This is a genomic window from Herbidospora sakaeratensis (assembly GCF_001570525.1).
Classification (GTDB): Bacteria; Actinomycetota; Actinomycetes; order Streptosporangiales; family Streptosporangiaceae; genus Herbidospora; species Herbidospora sakaeratensis.
In genome coordinates, this window is the sequence record NZ_BBXC01000007.1 from 316,760 (window position 1) to 341,965 (window position 25,206).

The 25,206-nt window shown below is 76.1% G+C and carries 11 protein-coding genes; 3 read left to right on the forward strand and 8 right to left on the reverse strand.

Annotated features, from left to right (window positions below; translation table 11 throughout):
- Window positions 1–38: 38 nt before the first annotated feature.
- From AW271_RS01395 to AW271_RS01405, 3 genes are read left to right on the forward strand one after another with little or no spacing between them, the layout of a single operon-like run.
- Window positions 39–1,724 (forward strand): non-ribosomal peptide synthetase, encoded by a 1,686-nt coding sequence (locus tag AW271_RS01395; protein WP_062330523.1) that lies wholly within the window; start codon window positions 39–41, stop codon window positions 1,722–1,724.
- Between the two features lie 18 nt (window positions 1,725–1,742).
- A complete protein-coding gene (locus AW271_RS01400) occupies window positions 1,743–2,111 on the forward strand; it encodes a nuclear transport factor 2 family protein (RefSeq protein WP_062330524.1) in 369 nt (122 codons plus the stop codon).
- Window positions 2,112–2,122: 11 nt separating this feature from the next.
- Window positions 2,123–3,217, forward strand: a complete 1,095-nt coding sequence (locus AW271_RS01405) for a branched-chain amino acid aminotransferase (protein ID WP_245652886.1) — start codon at window positions 2,123–2,125, stop codon at window positions 3,215–3,217.
- Here AW271_RS01405 and AW271_RS01410 read toward each other — a convergent pair.
- The 8 genes from AW271_RS01410 to AW271_RS01445 are packed head-to-tail and all read right to left on the reverse strand — an operon-like array spanning window position 3,214 to window position 25,076.
- Window positions 3,214–4,419, reverse strand: coding sequence for an MFS transporter (locus AW271_RS01410; protein ID WP_062330526.1), 1,206 nt, complete (start codon window positions 4,417–4,419; stop codon window positions 3,214–3,216). The genes AW271_RS01405 and AW271_RS01410 overlap by 4 nt on opposite strands.
- On the reverse strand, window positions 4,416–5,204 hold the full coding sequence (locus tag AW271_RS01415) for a class I SAM-dependent DNA methyltransferase (protein ID WP_062330528.1): 789 nt from the start codon (window positions 5,202–5,204) through the stop codon (window positions 4,416–4,418). Before AW271_RS01415 ends, AW271_RS01410 begins: the two co-directional genes overlap by 4 nt.
- A complete protein-coding gene (locus AW271_RS01420; protein WP_062330531.1) occupies window positions 5,201–6,109 on the reverse strand; it encodes an alpha/beta hydrolase family protein in 909 nt (302 codons plus the stop codon). Before AW271_RS01420 ends, AW271_RS01415 begins: the two co-directional genes overlap by 4 nt.
- Complete coding sequence (locus AW271_RS01425) at window positions 6,106–7,008, reverse strand: COG3415 family protein (RefSeq protein WP_062330532.1); 903 nt, start codon at window positions 7,006–7,008, stop codon at window positions 6,106–6,108. The genes AW271_RS01420 and AW271_RS01425 overlap by 4 nt, the downstream gene beginning before the upstream one ends.
- On the reverse strand, window positions 7,002–8,588 hold the full coding sequence (locus AW271_RS01430) for an MBL fold metallo-hydrolase (RefSeq protein ID WP_062330535.1): 1,587 nt from the start codon (window positions 8,586–8,588) through the stop codon (window positions 7,002–7,004). Before AW271_RS01430 ends, AW271_RS01425 begins: the two co-directional genes overlap by 7 nt.
- Window positions 8,585–15,973 carry a non-ribosomal peptide synthetase gene (locus AW271_RS01435; protein ID WP_062330537.1) on the reverse strand — a complete coding sequence of 2,463 codons (7,389 nt, stop codon included), beginning with the start codon at window positions 15,971–15,973 and terminating at the stop codon, window positions 8,585–8,587. Before AW271_RS01435 ends, AW271_RS01430 begins: the two co-directional genes overlap by 4 nt.
- Complete coding sequence (locus tag AW271_RS01440; RefSeq protein ID WP_062330540.1) at window positions 15,970–24,867, reverse strand: non-ribosomal peptide synthetase; 8,898 nt, start codon at window positions 24,865–24,867, stop codon at window positions 15,970–15,972. Before AW271_RS01440 ends, AW271_RS01435 begins: the two co-directional genes overlap by 4 nt.
- Entirely contained in the window at window positions 24,867–25,076 is a 210-nt protein-coding gene (locus tag AW271_RS01445; RefSeq protein WP_062330542.1) for an MbtH family protein, read from the reverse strand. The genes AW271_RS01440 and AW271_RS01445 overlap by 1 nt, the downstream gene beginning before the upstream one ends.
- Window positions 25,077–25,206 lie beyond the last annotated feature (130 nt).

Below are 25,206 nucleotides of genomic sequence, written 5' to 3' on the forward strand. Positions count from 1 at the left end.
GAAACCGCCCGGATACCGGCGGCCCCGACAGTGACCGCATGGCCGTCATCCACGAGCTCTTCGAGGAGCGGGCGCGCATCGCGCCCGCCGCCGTCGCGCTGGAGTCCGCGTCCGGGCTCATGTCGTACGCCGATCTCAACGCCGCCGCGAACCGGCTGGCCCGGCACCTGGCCGGGCGGGGCGTGCGCCCGCGTGACGTGGTCGGCGTCTCGATGCCGCGCGGCATCGAGACGATCGTCACCATGCTCGCCACCCTCAAGGCGGGCGCCGCCTACCTGCCGCTCGAACCGGGGCTGCCCGCCGACCGGCTCGCGGCGATGACCGAACGGGCCCGCCCCAAGCTGATCGTCTCCGCGCCGCCCCCCGAGAGCGAGCTCGCGGGCCTCCCGGCGACCGACCTCGGCCTGCCGGTGGACCCGGACGACCTGGTCTACCTCCCGTTCACGTCGGGCTCGACCGGGGTGCCGAAGGGCATCGAGGTGCCCCACCGCGCCGTCCCCGGGTTCTTCGCCGGCACGCCCTGGGGCGCCCCGCGGGTCGCCCTGCACCACTCGGCGCAGTCGTGGGACGGCCACGTGCTCGACGTCTACCCGGCGCTCCTCACCGGCGGCCGGGTCGTCGTGTGCCCGCCGGAGGTCACCGACCCGCTCGACGTGGCCCGGCTGGCCCGCGACGCGGGCGTGACCGTCCTGTGGCTGACCGCGACGGCGTTCAACGTCGTCGTCGACACCGAGCCCGGCCTGCTGGCCGGGGTGCGCTGGCTGCTCACCGGCGGTGAGACGCTCTCGCGCGCGCACGTCGCCCGCGCCCGCGCCGCGTTGCCCGGCACCCGCCTGGTCAACGGCTACGGCCCGTCGGAGTGCACGGTCTTCGCGACCACCCACGAGATCACCTCGGCCGACGGGGAGATCCCGATCGGCCGGCCGGTCGGCGACCGGCGGGTCAGCCTGTCGGAGGAGGGGGAGATCCACGTCGGCGGCCCGGCCGTGGCGCGCGGCTACCTCGGCGACCCCCGGCTCACCGCCGACCGGTTCACGCCCGACCCCGACGGCCCGCCCGGCGCCCGCCGCTACCGCACCGGCGACCTGGGCCGCCGCGAACCCGACGGGAGCTACGCCTTCCTCGGCCGCGCCGACGACCAGGTCAAGATCCGCGGGTTCCGCGTCGAGCTCGGCGAGGTCGAGACCGCGCTGCGCGAGGTCGCCGGGGTCCGCGACGCGGCCGTCGCCGTGCGCGGCGCGGCGGCGCTGGGCGCGGCCACGCTCGTCGGCTACGTCGTCGGCGGCCCCGCCCCGGCCGCGATCCTGGCCACGCTGCGCGCCCGCCTGCTGCCCGCGATGGTGCCCTCGGCGATCGTGCCGCTCGACCGGCTGCCGCTGACCCGGACGGGCAAGGTCGACCGCGCCGCCCTGCCCGCGCCGGCCCGGACCGCCGACGCGCCGGTCACCGACGTGGAGCGGCTGATCGCCGGGATCTGGCGCGAGGTGTTCGGCGTCGCCGACGTCGGCCGCTCGGACGACTTCTTCGGCCTCGGCGGCCACTCGCTGACCGCGACGCGGACGATCTCCCGCATCCGCCGCCACCTCGACGTCGACCTCCCGATCAGGGCCCTCTACGAGACGCCCCGGCTGGCCGACCTGGCGGTCGCCGTCGAACGCGCCAGGAGCGCGCCGCCGCCGGCCCCGCTGCCCCCCATCGTCTCCCGGCGCTCCGGCCGGGCCTGACCCCCGAAGGCGGTCATCATGAGCACCACCATCCGCGACGACGTCGCGCTCGTCCGCGCCTACTACGACCGGGTCGACTCCGACGACGTCGACGGCCTGCTGGCCCTGTTCGCCGACGACGCGGTCTACGAACGCCCCGGCTACGTGCCGCTGAACGGGCGGGCCGCGCTCAAGCGCTTCTACCAGGACCAGCGCATCATCGAGCACGGCCGGCACACCCTCGACGAGGTGATCGCCGGCCCCGACAGGATCGCGGTCAGCGGCGCGTTCGCGGGCCGCCTCAAGGACGGCAGGAACGTCGACCTGCGCTTCGCCGACTTCTTCACCTTCGCCCCGTCGGGGCGGTTCGCCCGGCGGACGACCTTCTTCTACACGCCCCTGGTCTGAGGAGGACCACCATGACCATGCTCACCGGGGCGCCCTTCCGGATCGAACCGGCCGCCGCGCCCACCCCGGCCGCGCGGCGGCGCGAGCTCGTCGCCGACCCGGGGTTCGGCCGGGTCTTCACCGACCACCTCGTCTCGCTGCGGTGGTCGCCGCGGGACGGCTGGCACGACGGGGCGCTGACGCCGTACCGGCCGATCAGCCTCGACCCCGCGACGGTCGGCCTGCACTACGGGCAGGTCGTGTTCGAGGGGCTCAACGCCCACCGCGGGGAGGACGGCGGCGTCGCCGTCTTCCGGCCGCACGCCCACGCGGCCCGGTTCCGGCGCTCGGCTCGGCGGCTGGCGATGCCCGAGCTGCCCGACGACCTGTTCGTCGCCGCCGTGGACACGCTGGTGCGGCACGACCGCGACTGGGTCGGCGAGGCGCCCGGAAGCTGCCTCTACCTGCGGCCGCTGATGTTCGCCTCGGAGGCGACGCTGGCGCTGCGGCCCGCCCTGGAGTACCGCTTCCTGCTCATGGCCTTCGCCAGCGGCGGCTACTTCGCCTCCGGGTTCGGCGCGGTCACGGTCTGGGTGAGCGAGACCTTCACCCGGGCCGCGCCCGGCGGCACCGGCTCGGTCAAGTGCGCGGGCAACTACGGCGGCGCGCTGCTCGCCCAGGCGGAGGCCGCCGGGCAGGGGTGCGACCAGGTGGTCTGGCTCGACCCGGTCGAGCGCCGCCAGGTCGAGGAACTGGGCGGCATGAACCTCTTCTTCGTGTACGACGACCGCCTGGTCACCCCGCCGCTGACCTCGACCGTGCTCCCCGGCGTCACCCGCGAGTGCCTGCTCGACCTCGCCCCGCGGCTCGGCCTCCCGGTCGAGGAGGCCCCGATCACGGTCGACCGGTGGCGGCGCGACTGCGCCTCCGGCGCGCTCACCGAGGTGTTCGCCTGCGGCACCGCCGCGCGGGTGACCCCGGTCGGGACCGTGCGCTCCGCCGGGGGAGAGTGGCGGATCGGCGACGGCACGCCCGGCCCGGTGACCACCCGGCTGGCCCGGCACCTGTCGGCCGTGCAGCGCGGCGCGGTGCCCGGCCCCCCGGGCTGGCGGTACGAGATCGGCTAGAGCCGCAGCCGCCGCACCCCCGGAACGGCCAGCGCGGCGGCCACGGCCCCGACGATCAGCACCCCGCAGAACGCGACGGTGGGCCCGAGTCCGAACACCACGGACACGGGCCCGGCCAGCGCCTGCCCGACCGGGATCGCCACGAACGAGCCGAGCGCGTCGTAGGCGTACACGCGCGAGAGCACCTCCTGCGGCACGTTGCGCTGCACCGAGGTGTCCCACAACACGCCGAAGACCTCCATCGCCGCCCCGGCCAGCGCCGACAGCGCGACCAGCGGCGCCAGCGCGGGCGCCAGCCCCAGCACGAACAGGACGGGCGCGGTCGCCAGCATCGCCGCCATCGCCGTCAGCAGCGGCCGGTCGGCCCGCAGCCGCAGCGCCGCGAGCCCGCCGAGCAGGAAGCCGGCCGCCTGCGCGCCGACCACCAGCCCCCACCCGGCCCGGCCGACGGACGTGTCGGCGACCACCGGGCCCAGCGTCGCGAACGCGGCCGCGAAGGCGGCGTTGATGACGCAGAACGCGGCGACCACGACCCACAACCAGGTGCGGGCGGCGAACTCGCGCCACCCCGTCCGCAGGTCGGCGGCGAACCCGGCGCCCTCCTCCCCGCCCTCGGGGACGGCGCGGCCGACCCGCATCAGCGTGAAGATCCCCGCGGCGAAGGCGAAGGCGGCGGCGTCGATGGCCAGCCCCCAGCCGGGCCCCAGCGCCGCGACGGCGAAGCCGCCCAGGCTGGCGCCGCCGACGGCCGCCGCGTTGGTGCCGATCCGCAGCAGGGTGTTGCCCCGCTGCAGCAGCGTCGGCGGCAGCGTCTGCGGGATGATCCCCGACGCGGCCGGCAACACGAACGCCGCCGCCGCGCCGTTGACCGCCTCCAGCCCGATCAGCGCGGGCACGCTCGCGTTGCCCGTCAGCACCACCGTCGCCGCCACGGCCTGCGTGGCCGCGCTGACGAGGTTGGCCGCGACGAGCACCGCGTTGCGCGGCAGCCGGTCGGCCCACACCCCGCCGACCAGCACGAACACGCCGAGCGCCAGGCTGCGGGCGGCCAGCACGAGGCCGACGTCGCCCGCCGAGCCCGTCAGGTCGAGAACGGCGAACGCCACCGCCACGGGGGCCACCGCGTTGCCGAGGAAGGCGACGAAGCGGCCCGCGAACAGCAGCGTGAACGCGTGGTGCCGGAAGGGCGCCCAGCCGGTCATCCGGCGGCGCGGACGGCGACGAACAGGGCCTTGTCGGCGGCGTGCTCGTCGAGCTCGTCGAACAGGGAGCCGTCGACGAACCCGTACACCCGGGCGACCGTCAGGCCGGCCTTCTCCAGCAGGGCGCGCACGTCGGCCGCCGGATGGTGGCGCTGGTGGTGGCTGGAGTCGGCCCGGCGCCAGTGGTCGCCGTCGTGGCTGAAGGTGGCGAAGTCGAGCGTCAGGCGCTCGCCCGGGGCGTGGTCGGGGCGGGCGGTGCCGGTCAGCACGACGTACTCGGTGTCGGTGTCCATGATCACGGTGGTGGTGGCGCCGACGCCCCGGTAGGCGTGCAGGGTGTTGAGGTCGAAGACCAGCACGCCCCCCGGCGCGAGCAGCCCCGCCAGGCCGGTGAGCGCGCGGTCGAGGTCGGCCGGGTCGAGCAGGTAGTTGAGGGCGTCGTCGAGACAGGTGACGACGTCGAAGCGGCCCAGGCCGGGCGGCGGATCGAGCAGGTCGCCGACCTGGAACGCGACGCCGGGGCCGCGGGAGAGCGCCGCCGCGATCATCGACGGGCTGAGGTCGAAGCCGGCCACCTTGTAGCCGAGGTCGCGCAGCGCCAGCGTGGTCTTGCCGGTGCCGCAGGCGGCGTCCATGAGCCGGACGCCGGGCGGGCCCGCCTCCCGGATCACGCCGTCGAGCAGTTTGGCCCAGTTCCCGGTGTTGTTGCCGGCCTTCATGGTGTCGTAGACGGGCGCGAGCGACTCGTACGCGGCCAGTGCCGCCTCGGCGGAACGGGTGGTCATGACGGGGCTCCGATCGTGATGGGGTCGTGGACCACCCGGCCGAGCCAGGAGGTCATGCCGTCGAGATAGCCTGCCGCCAGGTCGCCCCGGGAGTCACGCAGGCGGTGGCCCGCGCCGGGGACGACCTGAAGGGTGAAGTCGGCGCCGCCCCCGTCGGCGAGGGCGGCGGCGGTGATCGCGGCGCAGCGCGCGGCGGGCATGTGCGGGTCGAGCGCGCCCCAGATCGCCAGCAGCGGGCAGCGCAGCGCCGCCAGGTGGGGCAGCACGTCGAAGTGCCAGATGGGCCGGATGAAGTCGAGCTCCTCCGCCGTCGTGGCGACGTGCGGGTACCAGGGCAGCAGGGCCAGCTCCGGCGGTTCGCCGGCCAGGATGCGGGCTCCGGGCACTCCGTCGGCCAGCAGGGCGGTGCGTTCGGCGAGCAGGCCGAGCGCCGCGCCGACCTCGTCCTCGGTGCGGCCGGCCGCGCGCAGTTCGCCGCCGATCTGGTGGGCGGCCTGCTCGTACGGCGTGATCGGCGAGGCCGACACCAGGATCGCGAAGGCGATCTCATCGGGCGCCGCCGAAGCGGCCATCGGGCCGATCCAGCCGCCCTGGCTGATGCCCCACAGGCCCACCCGCCGCGCGTCGACGCGGGGGTGGGCGGCCAGGAACCGGCAGGCGGCGACCGTCTCGGCGGCCCGGTCGTCGAACGTCTGGGTCTCCCAGTGGCCCGGCTTGTCGGAGGACAGGACGGCGTATCCCGCCGCGGCGAAGTGCCCGATGATCGGGCGCAGGGTGCCCTCGGCCCCGAAGCGGTCGACCGCGCCCGACCCGTGCACGATCACCACGCCCGGATGGGGTCCCGGCGTCTCCGGCCACGCGATCAGGCCCGTGAGGCCGTCGAACACGATCTCCTCGGCGGTCATGACAGGACCTCCTTCAGCAGTTCCGGCGTGACGTCCTCCAGCAGCCCCTCGGCGACCAGGAACTCGGCCAGGGCGGCCGGGCTCCAGCAGACGTCCGGGCGGCCGAAGTCGGCGGGCGTGCGGCGGGCGGCGGCGCGGGCGGCGGCCCGCCGGTCCGGGCCGGGCTCGACCTGGTGCACGCCGGTGTAGTCGGGCGACAACGAGGCCAGGCCCGCCGTGTTGAACTCGTCGACGAGCGCCCGCACCCGGCGCTCGCTCAGCAGCAGGCGGCGGGCGACCGAGCCCGCGTTCCAGCCCTGCGAGCTGGACAACACCGCGGCGGCCCGGCGGCGGGTGATCTCCGACCCGGACGGGTCGATCAGCCGCCACAACTCGCCGGTCTCGCGCTCGGTGAGCGGCCGCAGGCGGGGTTCGGCGGGCCCGCGCGCCGGGATCGGCACGGTGGCCCGCCCGGCCACGGTGATCAGCCGCGCCTGCCAGAGGGCCAGCGCCGGGTGCCACTCGACCTGGACGGGCGGGGCGCCCCGGTCGAACCGGGCCAGGTCGAGGTCGAGCAGCGCCGTGTACGCCGCCGGCGGCAGACCGGCGTCCATCAGGACGGCGTGGCCGGTCTGCGCGTCCTCGAACTTGAGCCTGTGCGGGCGGCCCCAGCGCGCCGGGTCGGCCCGCAGGGCGAGCAGGTCGGCGGTCAGGGCGGCCAGGTCTCCGGGGGTGAGCCGGTCGAGGAAGGGGGCGAGCAGGGTGTTGACGACGATGAGGAAGGCCGAGGTCGGCGGCGGGCCGCCGTAGGAATGGCCCTCGGTGGTGACGGTCAGGCCGTGCGCGGCGAACCGCGCCTCGACCCGCGCCACCTCGGCCTCGGTGGGGCCGGTGTCGAGGAGGAGCCGGACGTCTACCACCGCAGTTCCTTCCTGACGAGCAGCGCCTCGGCGCCGAGACCACGGGCCCGGGCCCCGGAGAGGAACTCGGCGACCTGCTTGAGCTGGTACGACTCGGGGGTGTAGCTGGTGGCCATGATGTGCTGGAGCCAGTCCTCCTGGCCCATGGCGTACACGTAGGCCTCCTTGGCGCGCAGTTCCCCGGCGATGCCGAGCGCCTGTTCGGCGTTGGAGCCCGACAACTTGCGGGTGATGGCCATCTTGCGCGGCACCGGCTGGGTGAACAGATGGCTGTAGAGCCAGGTCAGCGGCGCGCCGTCGCACTCCATGCCGATGAAGGCGACGTCCACGGGGCCGACGTTCTCGCGGATGCGCGCGTAGCAGTCGCGGTCGAGGCCGGAGGAGTCGGCGCCGACGAAGACGCTACGGCCGGCGATCCTGACCCAGTAGGTCGACTTGGCCCGGATGTCGAGGTCGCAGTGCTCGCCTAGGAACGGGGTCGCGACGATCGAGCCGCCCTCGAAGGGGATCTCGTCGTAGTCGTCGACCTCCTTGACCGTGAACCCGGCCGCCTCCAGCATCAGCCGCAGCGACGGGTCCTGCCGGTGGCCGCCGCCGTTGCGGGGCACGACCACGACGCCCAGCTTGTGCCGGATCTGGAGCAGTGACTCCAGCACGATGTGGTCCTGGTGGCCGTGGGTGATCAGGCAGTAGTCGAGGTGGTCGGGCAGGTCGACGTAGGTGAACCGGTCGCCGGTGCCGCTGTCCGAGCTGATCAGCGGGTCGACGATCACCGACGTCGACGGGCTCTGCAGCACCAGGCAGGCGTGGCCGTAGTAGCGGATCCGGCCGCCCTCGCCGAGGTTGCGGTCGCGGGGCAGGCGGGGGTCGTCGGTGAGGAGGGTGCGCAGCGTGCGGGCCGTCGCGTCGTCGCCGACCTGGAGGAACTCCCGGATCTCGGAGAACGGGCGGGGCTTGTCGCGCAGCGCGAAGAACGCGTCGATGCCGGGGTGGGCCAGCGCCAGCGGCAACTGGACGTGGCCCGGCTCGGGCAGCCGCGGCGTGCTCAGGATGAACGGCGGCTCCGAACCGTCGTCGAGGGACAGGTCGATCGACTGGCGCGACTCGCGGTGGTAGTCCGAGCGGTAGAGCAGCGGCTCCATGAACCGCAACGAGGGGGCGTGGTCGAGGTCGTACACGAGCTCGGTCAGGCCGCGCAGCTCCGGGGGGAGCTGGGCGTAGAGCGGGGTCAGGTCGTAGCCGGTCGCCTGGGCCCGGATCATGGCCTCCGCGCTCTTGACGGCCTCGGCCAGGGCGAGCGGGGCCCGGTTCGCCGACCGGATCTCCTCGGTCAGGGCGCGCACCTCCGCCAGCCGCGCCCGGTCGACGTTGACGAAGAAGCCGCCCTTCATCTTGGGGTTGGCGACGGCGGCGGCGTGGACGTCGGGCTGCTGGAGGTAGGAGTCGAGCATCGGCAGTTGCAGGTTGGCCAGGTTCATGGCGCCCGCGACCGGCGCCAGCGTGTGCAACCACGCCGCGAACCGGTCGACCAGGCCCTGGATCCGGACGTTCGGTCGCACGTAGAGGTCTTCGCCGTTCATGACGCCTTCCCTTCCAGAAGCGCGCGGAGTTCGGCCAGGTGGTCGAGAGCGAGCCCGCGCACGGTGGCCTCGGCGTGCGCGTTCGGTGAGTAGGCCCAGGTCACGGTGAGGGCCCCGGTGCGGGCGGCGGCGTCCACCTCGAACAGGCGGGACCGGCGGCCGGTGACGGCCCGCGCGGGGGAGGGGCCGCCGGGTGCGGGGGTGAAACGGTCGCCGCCGCGCCCGGCGTCGCCGGCGCCCGTGTAGTTGAACCTGATCTGCGGCTCGGGCAGGTCGGCGAGCCGGTCGCGGAGCACCCCGTGGCCGACCCCGCCGCCGGGGACGGCGCGCAGCGCCCGCGCCACCTCGGCGGCCTGGTCGTCGGCCTGGTCGGCCAGGCCCAGCTCGACGGGGTGCAGCACGGTGAACCAGCCGACCGTCCGCGAGACGTCGGGGTCGGCGGGGCGGCCGTGCGCCTCCACCTCGACCAGCAGCCGGTCGCCGCCGGTGCGGCGGGTGAAGGCGCGGACCAGCGCCGCGAGCAGCAGGTCGCGCAGCCCGGCGACCGGCCCGCCGAGGTCGAGCCCGACCGTGAGCTCCCGCTGGCCGGCCTGGGTGTTCTCGCCGTCGAAGTCGACGGGGATCGGGTGGTAGGGCCCCCGGTCCCGCCAGTAGGGCAGTTCCGCCGCCGCGTCGGCCGACCGGAGGCGGGCGGCCCAGTCGCGGAACGCGGTGGTCTTGGGCGGCGGCGCGGGTTCCCGGCCGGTCTCCCTCCTGCGGTAGGCCTCGTTCAGGTCGTCGACGACGAACCGCCAGGACACGCCGTCGACGGTCAGCCGGTGGGCCGCGACGAGCAGGTCGGCCGGGCCGGCGCCGCTCTCGACGAGCACGGCGGCGACGGCCGGGCCGGTGGCGGGATCGGGGGACAGCGCGGCGGCCTCGGCCCGCAGCGTCTCCGCCGCGAGTCCGGGGGCGACGGTGCGCACCCGCAGCAGCGGCCGGTCCTCGGCGGCGGGCAGGACCATCCGGCCGCCGTCGAGCCGCAGGCGGAGCATGTCGTGGTGGGCGACCACGTCGTGCAGCGCCCGCTCCAGCAGGCCGGGGTCGGGCGCCGGATCGACCCGCAGGTGCGCGATCTGCGGATATTCGCGCAGGTCGGCGCCCTCGTCGGCGAAGGCCAGCATGATCGGGGTGACCGGCACCTCGCCGGTCACCGGCCCCTGCTCGGCGGCCGAGCCCACGGCCTCCTCGGCCAGGGCCGCCGCCACGGCGGCGGGCGTGCGGCGCTCCAGCACCATGCGCGGCGTGACGGCCAGCCCGGCCCGGCGGGCCGCCGCGACCGCGTGCACGGCCAGGATCGAGTCGCCGCCGAGGTCGAAGAAGTCGTCGTCGCCGCCGGCGCGGCCGACCCCGATGACCCGGGCCCAGACCTGCGCCACCAGCGCCTCGGCGCCCGGCCGGGGCTCGCGGTACGGCCGGGGCGCGGCCGCGCCGGGCTCCGGCAGCGCCCGGCGGTCGACCTTGCCGCCCGCGCCGAGCGGCACCTCGGCGATCGGCACGACCACCGACGGCACCATGTACGCCGGCAGCCGCCCGCCCAGGAAGCCGATCACGTCGGCCTCCCCGTCGGCCACCACATGGGCGGTCAGCCGCCCTCCCGGCGCCGTCACCACGGCGTCCCGGACGGCCGGATGGGCGCGCAGGTGCGCCTCCACCTCGCCCGGCTCGATGCGGTGGCCGCGCACCTTCAGCTGGTCGTCGAGGCGGCCGAGGTACTCCAGGTCGCCGTCGCCGCGCACGACCCCCAGGTCGCCCGTCCGGTAGAGACGGGCTCCCGGCGGCCCGAGCGGGTCGGGCACGAACCGCTCGGCGGTCAGCGCGGGCCGGTTCAGATACCCGCGCGCCACCCCGTCGCCGCCGATGCACAACTCGCCCGCGACACCCGGCGGCACCGGGACGAGGGAGGCGTCCAGGACGCGCATGACGGTCCCGGCGATGGGCCGGCCGATGGGGACGACGGCGCCGGGCGCGCCGGGGCGGGCCTCGTGCACGCAGCAGCCGACGACGGTCTCGGTCGGGCCGTACTCGTTGACGAACCGGGCGTGCGGGGCGAGGGCGCGGACCGCCTCGACGGCGCCGGTCCGCAGCTGCTCGCCGCCGACGACGAAGGTCGCCACGTTGCCCGCGTCGGCGACCCCGCCGCGCAGCGCCTCCAGATGGGCGGGGGTGATCTTGAGGAGGGTGTACTCCTCGGCGGTTCCCATGGCCCGTGCGACGTCCTCGAACACGACGTCGCGGCCCAGCACGAGCGGCAGCAGCAGCGAGGTGACGGCCAGGTCGAAGGCGACCGACCCGGCGACCACCGCGCCGTGGGTCCGGGCGGGGCCGTAGGCCGCCGCCGCCCAGGCGAGGTAGTTGCCGAGGCCGCCGTGGGTGACCATGACGCCCTTCGGACGGCCGGTGGAGCCCGAGGTGTAGATCACGTAGGCGAGGTCGCCGGGCGACACGGGCACCTCGGGGTCGGTCGCGGGCCGGGCGGCGACGACGGCGGCGTCGCGGTCGAGCAGCACCGCGCCCCCGGCGTCGCCGAGCACCTCGGAGCGGGTGATCACGGTGAGCGCGCCGCTGTCGGCCAGGCAGCCGGTCAGCCGGTCGCCCCGGTGGGCGGGGTCGAGCGGCACGTACGCCGCGCCCGAGCGCAGCACGGCCAGCACCGAGGTGACCAGCTCGGGGCCGGGCGGCAGGCAGACCGCGACCAGCGTCCCGGGCCCGGCGCCCAGGCCGCGCAGGTGGTGGGCGAGGCGGTTGGCGCCGGCGTCCAGGTCCGCGTAGGTGGTGACGCCGGCGGCGCACACCACGGCGGCCGACTCCGGCCGCTCGCGGGCGTGCCGGGCGACCGCCTCGTGGACGGCGACCGTGCCGCCCGTCGGGCCGTGCAGGGACGATCCGGGGAACGCGGGCAGGGCGTCGCGCGGGTCGCCGTCGAGCCCTTCGGCGAGCGCCTCCAGCACCGACCGGTACATCGCGGCCAGCAGTTCGCCGTGCTCCCGGCCGATGACGTCGGCGTGGATCGTCAGGTCGACGACGCCGAGCCGGAACACGGTGACCGAGAGCGGGAACTCGTTGGGGCTGTCGTCGATGCTGTGGTGGATGTCGACGAGCTCCTCGTCGACCGACCGGAAGTCCAGGTAGTTGAACATCACGTCGATGAGCCGCCGGCCGCCCGCGAACTCGCGCTGCATGGCGGGCACGGGGAACCGCCGGTGCGGCCAGAGCGCGATCTCGCGCGCGAAGACGTCCTTGACCGTCTCGCGCCACGTGGGGGCCGAGAGCCGGAACGCGAACGGGACGGTGTTGAGGAACATGCCCAGCACCCGGTCGGCGCCGCTCGCCTCCGGCCGGGCGTCGCACACCAGGCCGGTGAAGAAGTCGCGCTCGTGGGTGAGCGCGTTCATGACGGTGAGATGGGCGGCGTGCAGCACGCTCTTGAGCGGCACCTCGGCGTCGCGGGCGAGCGTCGTCAGCTTGGGCAGCAGGTCGTCGAAGGCGACCTCGATCTTGTACTGGCCGCCCTCCCCGCGCCACGCGGGCGGCGGCTCGAACCGGGCCGCGCCGCCGACGACGCCCGCCCAGAAGGCGCGGTCCGCCTCGCCCGCCAGGGAGTCCCGCTCGGCGGCGACGAAGTCGGCGAACCTGACCCTCGGGATCTCGGGCGTGACCGGGTCCCGGCCCGAGACGAGGTCCTGGTAGGTGGTGAGCAGCTCCATCAGGAGCTGGTGGTAGCTCCAGCCTTCGAGGATGGCGTGGCACTCGGTGATCGTCAGCGCCCACCGGCCGGGCCCGAAGACGAAGGCGCGCATCCGCAGCAGCGACGGCCGGGCCAGGTCGAACAGGGTCCGCCGCTCGGCGGCCATGAACGCGCGCACCCGGCGGTCCTGCTCGGCGGGGGTCAGCCCGGTCAGATCGGTCAGCTCGACCGGCAGCTCGGCCCGGTCGTGCACGAGCTGCAGGGGCTCGCCGTAGCCCGTCAGGTCGATCGAGGTGCGCAGCAGCTCGTGCCGTCCGGTCATCAGGGCGGCGGCGGCCCGCATGGCCTCGGGGGAGAACGGGCGGCCGTCGCGGATCTCGTAGGTCGTGGTGTTGAGGTAGTGGTTGGCGCCGTCGCCGGTGAGCATCTCGTACACCATGCCGGCCTGGACCAGCGACAGCGGATAGGCGTCCTGGACGCCGGCCGGGAGCAGGGCCCGGTCGGCCTCGGTGATCAGCGCGAACGGGGGCGTGCCGGGCTCGTCTTCGGCGTCGGGGCGGTCGGCGGCCAGGGCGGCCATCGCCGCGATCGTGGGGCGTTCGAACACGTCCTGCACCGACAGGTCGAGCCCGAGGTCGCGCAGCGCGCCGACGAGGGCGACCGCGCGCAGCGAGTCGCCGCCCACGTCGAAGAAGTTGTCGCCGGCCCCGACCTCGTCCAGGCCGAGCACCGTCCGCCACACCTCGGCGACCCGGGTCTGCGCGCCGCCGCCCGGCGCGACGTAACCGGCGTCGAGATCGCGGTCGTCGCGCGTCGGGGCGGGCAGCGCGCGGCGGTCGACCTTGCCGTTGGCGGTCAGCGGCAGCGCGTCCACGGCGACGAACGCGGCCGGCACCATGTGGGCGGGCAGCGACCTGGCCAGCGCGTCCCGCAGCTCACCGGGCGCGGGCGGCGCGCCGGGGTCGGCCGCCACGACGTGGGCGACGAGCGCGCCGTCGAGCAGGGTCACGACGCAGGCGCGGACCCCCGGGCGGGCGGCCAGCGCCGCCTCGACCTCGGCCGGTTCCACCCGGTGGCCGCGCACCTTGACCTGGTCGTCGGCGCGCCGCAGGTACTCGACCGCGCCGCCCGGCAACACCCGGCACACGTCGCCGGTCCGATAGAGGCGGGCGCCCGGCGGGCCGAAGGGGTCGGGGACGAAGCGGTCAGCGGTCAGGCCCGGCCTGTTGTGGTAGCCGTGGGCCAGCTGGAGGCCGCCGACGTGCAGTTCGCCCAGGACGCCGGGCGGGACCGGGCGCAGGTCCTCGTCCAGCACGTACATGGTGGTGCCGGGGATCGGGCGGCCGATGGGCAGCAGGTCGCCGGTCTCCCTGCCGTCGGCGACGTGGGTGGAGTTGGCGACCGTGATCTCGGTCGGGCCGTACTCGTTGACCACCTTCGTGCCCCGCCAGCGGACGGCCAGGCGGGTGGCGAAGCCCTCGCCGCCGACCACCAGCGTGCCCGCCAGACCGGGGTCCGGCGGCAGCAGTTCGAGGTGGCCGGGGGTGAGCTTCACGAAGTCGTAGGGAGCGCGGGCGGCCAGCGCGTCGGCGAGCCCGGCGGCCTCGACGTCTTTCGGGATGACGGTGACCGGGCGGCCGAGCAGCAGCGGCGTGTAGAGGGTGGTGACGACGAGGTCGTAGGCGACCGAGGAGAACAGCGGCGCGCCGTGGCCCGCCCCGCCCGCGTAGTCACGGGCCGCCCAGGCCAGGTAGTTGGCCAGCCCGCCGTGGGTGACCAGCACGCCCTTGGGCTTTCCGGTGCTCCCCGAGGTGTAGATCATGTACGCCGCCTCGTCCGGCCCCGGGGCCGGAACCTCCACGGGCGGGCCCGCCCGGAACGCCTCCCGGTCGAGGGCCACGACCTGCCCCGGCAGCCGGGCGGCGTGCGCCGACTCCGACAGCGTGACCGTCGCGCCCGCGTCGACGAGGACCTCGGCGATGCGCTCGTCCGGATGCCCCGGCTCGACCGGGACGTACGCGGCCCCGGCCCGCCACACGCCCAGCAGCGCGGGCAGCAGCAGCGGCCCCCGGTCGAGGCAGACGCCGACGACGTCACCCCGGCCCACCCCGAGCCCGATGAGACGGCGGGCCACCGCGTCGGCGCGCCCGTCCAGGTCGGCGTAGGAGACCGTCTCGCCCGCGCACCGCACGGCCGGGGCGTCGGGGGCGCGCCGGGCGTGCGCCGCGACCGCGGCCTCCACCGACGGGTGGCGGGGGAGCGGCGGGCCGCCGTCTCCGGCGCGGAGCAGGGCGTGCCGGTCGCCCTCGGTCATCGCGGTGAGCTCGGACACCCTGACGCCGGGGTCGGCGGCGATCAGGTCGAGAACACGCAGGTAACCGGCGGTCAGCCGGTCGGCCGTGGCCCGGTCGAACAGCGCGCCGGCGTAGCCGAGCCCGCCGAGGAGGGAGCCGTCGGGGCGTTCGGCGAGCTGGAGGGTCAGGTCGAACTTGGCCACGCCGCCGCCGGTCTCCAGCTGCTCCCAGGGCCCGCCGCCGGCGCCCGCTCCTTCGAGCAGGTCGAACATGACCTGGAAGAGCGGGGTGCGGGCGGCGTCCATGAGCAGGTGCAGCGGCACCTCCTGGTGGTCGAGCGCGCCGAGCAGGAAGGCCCTGCCGTCGTCGAGCAGGTCGGCGAAAGAAGGGTCGCCCTCCCATCGGGCTCGCAGCACCAGCGTGTTGAGCAGCAGCCCCACCAGGTCCTGTTCGTGCGGGCGGCTTCTGGCCGCCATCGCCGTGCCGACCGCGACGTCGCGGCGGCCCGCCCGGCCCGCGAGCAGCACCTGGTACGCCGTCAGCAGCACCGTGAACAGCGTGGTCCCGGCCTCGGCGGCGACGGCGCGCAGCGCGGCGGTCCGGGCGGCGGACAGCTCGAAGACCACCTCGTCGCCCGCCCAGTCGCGGACGGCCGCGCGGGGCCGGTCGGAGGGGAGGTCGAGCGGGGTGATCCCGTCGAGCGCCGCCCGCCAGTGGGCCAGCGCGCGCTCCAGGCCCGGCCCGGCCACCCGGCCGCGCTGCCAGGCGGCGTGGTCGGCGTACTGGACGGACAGGGGGCGGAGCCCGGCGGGCACGCCGGTGGCCTTCTCCCGGTAGAGGGCCGCCAGCTCCTCGACGAGGATCCCGAGCGAGCGGTTGTCGCAGGCGATGTGGTGCAGCACGAGGCTGAGCACGTGCTCGCCGGGCCCGATGGAGAACAGGCGGGCCCGAAGCGGGTGGTCGGTCTCCACGTCGATCGGCGCGGCGGCCTCGGCGGCCAGCGCGGCGGGAAGGTCGCCGACGGGCTCGGCCGGCAGCGTGAGCCGCGGCGGCGGGTCGATCACCTGGACCGGCTGGGCGCCGGCCAGGGCGTACCTGGTGCGGAGGATCTCGTGCCGGGCGACCAGGGCGGTCAGGGCCGCACCCAGCGCCGCCTCGTCGACGGGCCCGGGCAGCCGCAGCGCCAGCGGGACCAGGTACTCGGGGCTGTCGGGGGCCAGGCGGCTCAGGAACCACAACCGCTCCTGGCCGAACGAGAGCGGCAGCGGGCCGGTCCGGTCGGCGGCCGGGACGCCGGCGCGCCGCCGTCCGCCGCCGGAGAGCCGCAGCCGGATCAGCTCCTCGCGTGAGATGTCGATGGTCATGCGCGTGTCTCCTGTGGGGTCGTCTCGGCGCGGACCTCCGCGTCGGAGAGGCCGGCCACCTCCGCTCGGATCAGGTCCTCGACCGCGGCGGCGAGCTGGGCGACCGTCGGCCTCTCGAACAGCGTCCGCAGGGACACCTCGAGGTCGAACCGGTCCTGCACCGCCGCGATCACCTGGGCCGCGAGCAGCGAGTGGCCGCCCGCGTGGAAGAAGTCGTTGTGCACGCCGACCTCGGCGCCGAGCGCCTCGCTCCAGATGCCGGCGATGATCTCCTCCGCGGCGGTGCGCGGCGGCGTCACCCCCTGCTCGCGGAGCGCGGCGGCGGGGTCGGGCGGCGGCAGCGCCGCCCGGTCGGTCTTGCCCGCCGCCGTGCGCGGGACGGCGGGCAGCGGGATCAGCGCCGAGGGCACCAGGTAGCCCGGCAGCCGGTCCTCCAGGTGCCGCCGGACGTCGGCGCCGGTCGTCCCCCCGGCGGCCTGGAAGTAGCCGGCCAGCCGCAGGTCGCCCGAGGGCGGCCGCCACACGTCGACCACGGCGTCGAGGACGCCGGGGCAACCGCGCAACACGCTCTCGATCTCGCCGGGCTCGACCCGGACGCCCCGGATCTTGACCTGGTGGTCGGTCCGGCCGAGGAAGACGATCGTGCCGTCCTCGCGCCGCCGGGCGAGGTCGCCGGTGCGGTAGAGGCGGCCGCCCGGGGTGAACGGGTCGGGCACGAACGCCGCCGCGGTCCTGGCGGGGTCGCCGTGGTAGCCGCGAGCCACGCCGGGGCCGCCGATGTAGAGCTCGCCCCGGGTGCCGGGGAGCACCGGGCGCAGGTCGGCGTCCAGGACGTGGACGCGGGCCCCGGGCAGCGGGCGGCCGATGGGCACCGCGCCCGGCTCGCCGGCGTCGGCGCGGCTCACCCGGTGCCGCGTCGAGTCGATGGACGCCTCGGTGACGCCCCAGTGGTTGTGCAGCGTGACGCCGGGGAAGCGGTCGAGGAACGCCATGGCCAGCTCGGGGCGCAGCGCCTCGCCGCTGGTGCCGACGTGCCGCAGCCCGGCCGGGGGCGCGAGCTCCGTGAGCATCGCGAGCATGCTCGGCACGACCAGCACGACCGCGACGTCGTGGTCGGCGGCGGCACGCAGGATCGCCGCCGGGTCACGGTGCGCGCCCGGCGCCAGGAGGACGACCCGGCCGCCGGTCACGAGCGGCCAGAACACCTCGACCGGCAGGTCGTCGAAGACCACCGTGGTCTTCTGCAGCACCCCCTGGCCCGGCCGCAGCCCGATCGCCTCCTGCATCGCGGCGATCCGGACCGCCCAGCCCCGGTGGGTCGCGGCCACGCCCTTCGGCCGCCCGGTCGAGCCCGAGGTGTAGTAGACCGCGACGAGGTGGTCGGGCCGGGTGGTGGACGCGGGTCCGGCGGCGGCGGTGGCGTCGTCCACGGTCACCGCCCGCACCCCGGCGGGGAGCGGGGTGCCGGGCGCGGTCAGGCACAATCGTGCGCCCGCCTCGCCGAGGAGCCGGCCGATCCTGGCTGGTGGGTACTCGGTCTCCAGCGGCACGTAGCAGCCGCCCGCCTTCAGCACCCCGAGCAGCCCGACGACCAGCTCGAACGACCGGTCGAGCAGCACCCCGACCGGCACGTCGGGGCCGACGCCGAGGGCGCGCAGCCGGTGGGCCAGGGCGTTCGCCCGGGCGTCCAGTTCCGCGTACGTCAGCGACTCGGCCCCGAACTCGACCGCCACGGCGTCGGGCGTCCGGCGGACCTGCTCCTCCACCATCTCGGGCAGGACGCCGCCCTCCGGGACGTCGTCCGGCGGCGCGGGCGTCTCGGTCACGATCGGCTCCCCGGCCAGGATCCGCGTGTACGCGCCCGCGAGGCGGGCGATCGCCTCCGGGGTGAAGAGGTCGGTGGCGTACTCGAAGACCGCGCGCAGCGAGCCGTCCGGGCGCCGGGCGACGTTGAGGGTCAGGTCGAACTTGGCCCGGGTCCAGGCGCCGAGCACCTCGTCGTCGCCCGGGACCTCCTCGCCCATCTCGAACATCACCTGGAACAGCGGGGTCCGGCCCAGGTCCCGGTCGGGGGCGAGCTCCTCGACCAGGCGCTCGAACGGCAGCCCCTGGTGGGCGAACGCGCCCAGCGCGGTCTCCCGCGCCCGGGGGATCGCCCCGGCCAGGCCGGTCACGTCCGCCAGGTCGCAGCGCAGCACGAGCGTGTTCACGAAGAACCCGACGACCCCGGCCGACTCGGGCGAGAGGCGGCCGGCGACGGGCGTGCCGACGACGACGTCGGTGGTGGCGCACACGTGCGAGAGCAGGACGGCGAACGCCGCCAGCGTGGTCATGTACGGGGTCGCGCCCAGCTCCCGGCCGGTCGCCAGGGCCGCGCCGGCGACGCCGGCGGGGACGTCGAAGCCCAGGGTCGCCCCGCCGGGAGTGCGCCGGGAGGGCCGGTCGGCGGGCAGGTCCATGGTGGGCAGGCCGGCCAGGCGGGCCCGCCAGTAGCCGAGGTCGCCCTCGTCGTGGGCGGCGGCGACGTCGGCGTACCGGAACGGCAGCGGGGCGAGCGGGCGGCCCGCGAGCAGGTCGTCGAGGTCGCGGCGGATGATCCCGGCCGAGTGGCCGTCGCAGGCGATGTGGTGGACGAGCAGCAGCAGCCGCCCGTCGGCGGCCAGGGTGGCCCGCCAGACGGGACCGGCCGCCAGGTCGAACCCGGTGGCGAGCTCCCGCGCCAGCACCGTGCCGAGGTCGTCGGCGGAGACGGTGAAGTCGACCGTGGGGTGGGGGTCGACGATCTGGGCGGGAGTGTCGTCGTAGCGGGTGCGCAGGATCTCGTGCCGGTCGGCCAGCGCGCGCAGGGCCGCCGCCATCGCCTCCGGGGTGCCTTGTGGGCGCAGGACGATCGGGAGGACGTACTCGGGACTGCCGGGTTCGAGCCGGTCGAGGAACCAGAGCCGGCGCTGCCCCGGCGACAGCGGCGGCGGGACCGACCGGTCGCGGGCGACCGGCGCGGGTGCGGGGTCGCGGGAGGTGAGCAGCCGGGCCTGCGCCTCGACGGTCGAGGCGGCGAACAGGTCGCGCAGCGGGATCGGCGCGCCCGACCGGCCGCGCAGCGCGGCGGCCAGCCGGGGGACCAGCAGGGAGTAGCCGCCGAGCTGGAAGAAGTCGTCGTCGGCCCCGATGTCGCCGACGCCGAGGACGTCGGACCAGACGTCGCGGACCAGCCGCTCCTCGGGCGTGCGCGGGGCCACCCGGGAGACGGTTCTGCCGACCTCGGGGAGGGCGGCTCTGTCGATCTTCCCGTTGGGGGTCAGCGGCAGCTCGGGCAGCGTGGCGAAGTCGGTGGGCACGTACTCGGCGGGCAGCGAACGGCGCAGGAACGCGCGCAGGTCTGCCGGGGCGGCGGTGCCCGCGACGTAGCCGATGAGGCGGTTGTCCCTGGCGGTGACGGCCGCGGCGGCGACCTCGGGGTGGCGCAGCAGCGCCGCCTCGACCTCGCCGGGCTCGATGCGCACCCCGCGCACCTTGAGCTGGGCGTCGGTCCGGCCGCAGAAGGCGTAGCGGCCGTCGGGCAGGCGGCGGACCAGGTCGCCGGTGCGGTAGAGCCGCCCGCCGCCGCCCCTCGGGTCGGGCACGAACGCGGCGGCGGTCCTGGCGGGGTCGCCGTGGTATCCCTGCGCGACGGCGATGCCGCCCACGTACAGTTCGCCGACGGCTCCGTCGGCGACGGGCCCGCCGCCGGGCCCGGCCACCAGCACGTCGACCCCGGCGATCGGCGTGCCGATCGGCACCGCCTCGCCCGGGTCGCCGGCGAGGTGGCGGCCCTCCAGGCAGCCGATCGAACACTCCGTCGGGCCGTAGGCGTTCCAGAGTTCCGCGCCGGGCAGCCCGGCCGCCACGCGTTCGGCGGTCGCCCGGTCGAGCTGCTCGCCCGCCGAGTAGACCAGCCGCAGCCCGGCCGCGCCCTCGTCGGCGAGCAGCCGGAGCATCGACGGCACCGCCTGGAGCACGGTCACCCCGCGCTCGGCCACGGCGGTGACGACCGCGCGGGCGTCCCACGCGGTGTCGCCCTCGCCGACCACGACGGCGGCCCCCGCCAGCAGCGGGACGAAGATCTCCCAGGCGGCGGCGTCGAAGCCGATGGGCGTGCGCAGCAGCACCCGGTCGGCGGGGGTCACCCGATGGCGGCGGATCGTGTCGGCGACCCGGTTGGCCACCCCCCGGTGCGTGACGGCCACGCCCTTCGGCCGCCCGGTCGAGCCCGAGGTGTGGATCAGGTACGCCACCGAGCCGGGCCCCTCCCCGGGCCGGTGACCGGCGGTCGCCGCGACGAGCGCGCGGCGGCGCTCCTCGGGCAGGTCGGGGTCGAGCGGCAGGTAGGGCGCGCCCGACTTCAGCACCGCGAGCAGGGTGGTGACCAGCCCGGCGCCGTGCGGCAGGCACACGGGCACGGGCCGGCCGTCGCCCGGCAGCGTCGCGGCCAGCGCGTCGGCGGCCGCGTTCAGCTGGGCGTAGGTCAGGCGGGCGTCGGGGGCGTCGACGGCGAGGGCGTCCGGGGTGCGGGCGGCCTGGCGTTCGAAGAGGGTGTGCAGGCAGTCGTCCGCCGCCGGGGGCGCGGCCTGGGCGGCGGGCCACGCCAGGCGGTGGCGGCCGGCGTCGGCGTCCGGGTCGGCGGCCATCGCCGCCAGCACGCCGCGCAGCGTCGCCGTCAGCAGCTCGCCGTACGGCCGGGCCAGCCGGTCCTCCCGCGCGGTCAGCAGCAGGCCGTCCGGGGTGGTGGACACGTCGAAGGCCAGTTCCGACTGGGTGACGTCGTAGGTGGCCGTGTGGTCGAGCCGTTCGTCGGCGGACGTGGCGAAGTCGACGTAGTTGAACACCGCGTCCACGAGCCGGCCCGCGCTGGGGTGGCGGCGCTGGAGCTCGGCGAGCGGATGGGCCCGGTGCGGTTCCAGGTCCAGGTGCCCGGCGAAGACGCGGCGCACGACGTCGGTCCAGGTGCCGGTCAGCCGGGCCCCGAAGGGCACCGAGTTCACGAACAGCCCGAGCACCCGGTCGCCGCCCGGCTCCTCGGGGCGGCCGTGGCTGACCAGACCCGACCAGACGGTGTCCCGGCCGGTCAGCACGCCGAGGGCTTTCAGATAGGCCGTGTGCAGCACCGCCTTCATCGGCGCGCCCGCCAGCGCCGCCAGGGCGCGCAGCCCGGCGTCGAGGTCGCCCGTGTGGACGGGCAGCGTGTAGTGGCCGGTTCCGGTCCCGCCCCAGGCGGCGGGCACGGTGAGGGGGTCGGCGGCGGCCAGCACGGCGTCCCAGTAGGCCGATTCGGCCGGCCGCCGCCGTTCGGCGCGGACGAAGTCGGCGTACCGGATCGGGATCGGGCCCGGTTCGCGGCCGAGCAGCTCGCCGACGAGCAGGTGCTGGCTCCAGCCGTCGAGGACGGCGTGGCACTGCACCAGCGTGAGCCGCCACGCGTCGCCGGGCAGCAGGTGCGCGGTGATCCGCAGCAGCGGCGCCCGGGTCACGTCGAGCGGCGTGCGCCGCCACCGGTCGAGGAAGGCCCGCACCGCCCGGTCGGCCTCGGGGCCGGTCAGGTGGCGCAGGTCGTCGACGTCCACGCACGGCCCGGCGTCGTGGTGCACGAGCTGCATCGGCTCGCCGAACGAGGTGAGGTCGAACGACGTGCGCAGGACGTCGTGCCGGGCGTGCGCGGCGGCGGCGCGGGCGCGCAGCCCGTCGGCGTCGAACGCGCCCCGCACCAGGAAGCTGGTGATCGTGTGGTAGTCGGCCTCGCCGCCTTTGAGCTGCTCGTAGAGCATGCCGACCTGGTTGGCCGAGGCGGGGTAGGCGTCGTCGAGCCCGGCGGGCAGCCGGGCGCGGTCGCCGGGCTCCAGCAGCGCGAACGGGGCCGCGCCCTCCTGGCCCGAGGCGGGGGCGCGCCCGGTGACGGCCTCGGTGAGGGCGGCGACGGTGCGGTGGGTGAAGACGTCCCTGACGCTGACCCGGTAACCCGCCCGCCGCATCTCTCCGACCACGGCCACCGCCCTGATCGAGTCGCCGCCGGCGTCGAAGAACACGTCGTCGACGCCGACGGCGGACCCGAGCGCGGCGGCCCAGATCGCGGCGATCCGCGCCTCGTCGGGGGTGCGCGGGGCCGACCCGGATGACACGGAGGACACGGCCGGGGCGGGCAGCGCGGCGAGGTCGATCTTGCCGCTGGTGGTGAGCGGGAACCGGTCGAGCACCTGGAGCTGCGCGGGGATCATGTACTCGGGCAGGCCCCGCCGCAGGAAGGCGCGCAGCGCGGCGGGTTCGGCGGCCCCGGTGACGTACGCGGCGATCCGGTCGCCGTGCGGCACCACCACGGCGGCGCCGACGTCCGGGTGCCGGGCCAGCGCGGCCCGGATCTCGCCCAGCTCGACCCGATGGCCGCGGATCTTGACCTGGTGGTCGAGCCGCCCCAGGAACTCGATCCGCCCGTCGGGCAGCCAGCGGGCCTCGTCACCGGACCGGTAGAGACGCGAGCCGGGCGGCCCCCACGGGTCGGGCACGAACCGGCCGGCGGTCAGGCCCGGCCGGCCCGCGTAACCCCGGGCGACGCCGTCGCCGCCGAGGAACAACTCGCCCCGTGCGCCCACGGGCATGGGGTTCAGCGCGTCGTCGAGGATGTGCAGGCGCATGCCGGGGATCGGCCGCCCGATGGGGGGCACCCCGTCCGCCGGGTCGCAGTCGACCGCGCTCGCCAGGATGGTGATCTCGGTGGGGCCGTAGAGGTTGACCAGGCGGCGTCCCGGCGCCGACCAGTCGCGGACGACGGCCTCGGGGCACGCCTCGCCGCCCACGGTGAGCACCCGCAGCCGGGGCAGCTCGCGCGGCGGGGTCGCGGCCAGGCACGACGGCGGGATCAGCGCGGCGGTCACCTCCAGCCGTTCGAGGGTGGCGGCCAGGGCGTCGCCGGGCAGCAGGTCGTCGGCGTCGGCCAGGCAGAGGGTGGCGCCGTGCGCCAGCGCCATGACGATCTCGTAGACGGAGGCGTCGAAACTCGGCGACCCGAACTGGAGCACCCGGTCGGCGGCGGTGAGGCCCAGCAGCCCGGCCTGGTGCGCGGCCACTCCGGCCAGGCCCCGGTGCGGCACCGCCACGCCCTTCGGCCGCCCGGTCGACCCGGAGGTGTAGATGACGTACGCGAGCCGGTCGGGATCGTCGGTCCTCTCAAGGTCCGCCGAACCCCCCTCGTCGCCCGCCAGCACGATCGGGCGGCCGGGGAAGCGGGCGGCCAGGGCCGGTTCGGTGACCAGGAGCGGGGCCCCGGCGTCGTCGAGGGTCGCGTGGAGGCGCTCGTCGGGATGGGCGGGGTCGAGCGGGAGGTAGGCGGCGCCCGCCTTCAGCGCGGCCAGGAAGGCGATCACCCCCGACGGGCCGCGCCGCAGGCACACCGCCACCGGCGACTCGGCGGGCACGTCGAGCCGGGCGGCCAGCGCGGTCGCCCGCGCGTCGAGCTCGGCGTAGGTGAGCGTCGTGCCGCCGAACTCGACCGCGATCGCGCCGGGCGTGGCGGCGGCGTGCCGTTCGACGAGCCGGTGCAGGGGCGGCCACGGGCCGGGGGCCTCGGTGCGGTTCCAGCCGGCCAGGGCGTCGTGCTCGCCGGCCGTCAGCGGGTCGAGCGCGCCCAGCCGGAGGTCCGGGTCGGCGGCGACCTGCTCCAGGACCGCGACGTAGCGGGCGGCGAGCCGGGCGGCGGTCGGGTGGTCGTAGAGGGCCTCGGCGTAGGTGAGCAGCCCGTCGAGGCCGCCGTCGGGGGTCTCGGTCAGCTCGAAGGTGAGGTCGAAGAGCGCCGCCTGCCGTCGCGGCGGCAGCCGCCGCCAGTGGTCCTGCGGGGTGTTCTGGAGCACGAACGCGATCTGGAAGACGGGGTTGCGGCTCAGGTCCCGCTCCACCCCGAGATGGTCGACGACCAGGTCGAACGGGGCTCCGGCGTGCGCGAACGCGTCGAGCGCGACCTCGCGCGCCCGCCGCACCGCCTCGCGGAACGACGGGTCGCCGCCCAGGTCGGCGCGGAGCGCCACCGAGTTGACGAAGTAGCCGACGAGGTCCTCCACCTCGGGCACCGGGCGTCCGGCGACCGGGGTGCCCACGACCACGTCGGTGACCCGGGTGTGCCGGGCGAGCGTCATCGCGAAGGCGGCGTACAGGGTCGAGAACAACGAGGCCCGCTCGGCCGTGCCGAGGTCCCGCAGCGCGGCGGCGAGCGCGGCCGGCACGCGGAAGGGGTGGATGGCCCCCTCGCCCTGCTGGGTCTGCGGGCGGGGCCGGTCGCCGGGCAACTCGGCCGGGGCCGCGCCCGCCAATGTCTGCGCCCAGTAGGCCAGGTCGCCGTCGTGGCGCAGCGACTCCTGCCAGAGGGCGTAGTCGGCGTACTGGAGCGCGGGCTCCGGCAGCCGGGGGACCCGCCCCGCCGCGAAGGCCGTGTACGCCTCCCGCAGCTCCCGGCACAACACGTCCAGCGACCAGCCGTCGACCGCGATGTGGTGCACGGCGAGGACCAGCGTGTCCTCCTCCTCGCCGACGGCCAGGACCGCACGCAGGATCGGCCCGGTCGTCAGGTCGATGGGGGTCGCCGCCTCGGCGTCGGCGACCTCCTCGCGGGGCGCGCGGGTGACCGCGAGCGGGACGGGCGCCGGCGGGTCCACGATCTGGACCGGGCCGGACCCGTCGTCGGCGTAGCGGGTCCGCAGGATCTCGTGGCGGACCACCAGCTCCCCGAGCGCGGCGCCCAGCGCGCCCGCGTCGACGTGGCCGCCCAGCGGGACGGCCACGATCTCGACGTAGTGGGTCGCGCCGGGGGCGAGCTGGTCGAGGAACCACATCCGCCGCTGGCCGGGGGAGAGCGGGAAGGTGGCCGCCGCGTCCATCAGCTGTCCCCGTTCTCGGCCATCCTGCGCCGCAGGCTCAGCGGGCGCATGTCGGTCCAGACCCGCTCGATGTGGTCGAGGCAGTGGTCCCTGGGGCCCTCCACCCCGTCCCGCCGCCAGCCGGCCGGCGGCTCGCGGTCCGCGAGCCAGATGGAGTACTGCTCTTCGTCGTTGAGCACGACGCTGTAGGTGCGGTCGTCGTCGGCCATCGCCCTCCCCTTCCTGTACGGCTTCCCGATCTGGCTTGACGTCCCGAAGTCTCGGCCGCGCCGACATCGCGCCGGTGTCGCCCGAGTATGGGAACCGTTCGGAACCGCGCCGATACCGCGCGCCGCCAGG